Origin of the sequence: Kocuria sp. CNJ-770, from assembly GCF_001942375.1 — a bacterium.
In the GTDB taxonomy this organism is placed as follows: Bacteria; Actinomycetota; Actinomycetes; order Actinomycetales; family Micrococcaceae; genus Kocuria; species Kocuria oceani.
Genome location: NZ_MKJW01000073.1, coordinates 1 through 1,027, shown reverse-complemented (window position 1 = coordinate 1,027; position 1,027 = coordinate 1). Strand labels below are relative to the sequence as shown.

Annotated in this window: 1 protein-coding gene and 1 pseudogene; both read left to right on the top strand. The window is 61.0% G+C overall.

Going from position 1 to position 1,027, the window contains the following annotated elements; genetic code table 11:
- Positions 1-90: 90 nt before the first annotated feature.
- Positions 91-555, top strand: a pseudogene (locus BJF77_RS22470) (type IIL restriction-modification enzyme MmeI); the annotation flags it as partial.
- A 76-nt stretch (positions 556-631) separates the two neighbouring features.
- Positions 632-1,027 (top strand): class I SAM-dependent DNA methyltransferase (locus BJF77_RS03245; RefSeq protein WP_187347247.1); only part of this gene is annotated, 396 nt, incomplete at its 3' end.

The window sequence follows — 1,027 nt, the reverse complement described above, 5'->3', positions numbered from 1 at the left end:
TTTGGGCACGAGGGAGTGGCTGAGGCTGGCGCAACGTTGGAGTACCGCATCAAGAAGGCGAACAACCGTGGTGCCACGTTTGCTGACTTGATGTGGAAGCCGCGTTGCCTCATCGAGATGAAGAAGGCCGGGGAGGATCCCAGCAAGCATTTCCGCCAGGCCCTGGACTACTGGACACGGGCGGTCCCGGACCGGCCCCGCTACGTGGTGCTGTGCAACTTCGACGAGTTCCACATCTATGACTTCGAACGGCAGGTCGATGAGCCGGTCGACGTGATTCCTCTGACCGACTTGCCCCGCCGCCACGAGGCAATGGCTTTCCTGCTTCCGACAGAGCAGAAGCCGGTCTTCGAGAACGACCTCGAGGCCGTCTCCCGTGAGGCAGCCGGCCAGATGGGCAAGCTGTTCCGTCAACTCCACGGACGAGGGATCGACCGCGTGGAAGCACAGCGTTTTGTGCTGCAGTGCGTGGTCGCCATGTTCTCCGAGGACGTCGGACTCCTCCCCCACGCCATCTTCCGTCGGCAGCTTGAGGACGCTTCGTCTCCTGATGAGGCATACGACTACATCCTCGGCCTCTTCCGCCAGATGAACACCCCCGGTATCCCCAAGGCCGGCCGATACAAAAGACGTGCAGTACTTCAACGGAGGACTGTTCGCCCACACCCCGGACTTCGTTCTCCTGGACGAAGAGCTGGAGGTCCTGCGGGCCGCGGCCAGAACAATCTGGTCCGAGGTGCGCCCGGAGATCTTCGGCACCCTCTTCGAAGGCTCGATGGATAAGGGCGAACGCCATGCGCACGGCGCCCACTTCACCAATCAGGTCGACATCATGCGGATCGTTCAGCCGACGATCGTGGACCCATGGCGCAAGCGTATTGACGAAGCTTCGACGATTGCTGAAATCCATCAGGTCCTGCAGGACATGTCCGTGTTCAAAGTCCTGGATCCGGCTTGTGGATCCGGCAACTTCCTCTACGTCGCCTACCGGGAAATGCGCCGGTTAGAGGCTGCCGCCATCGAAAAA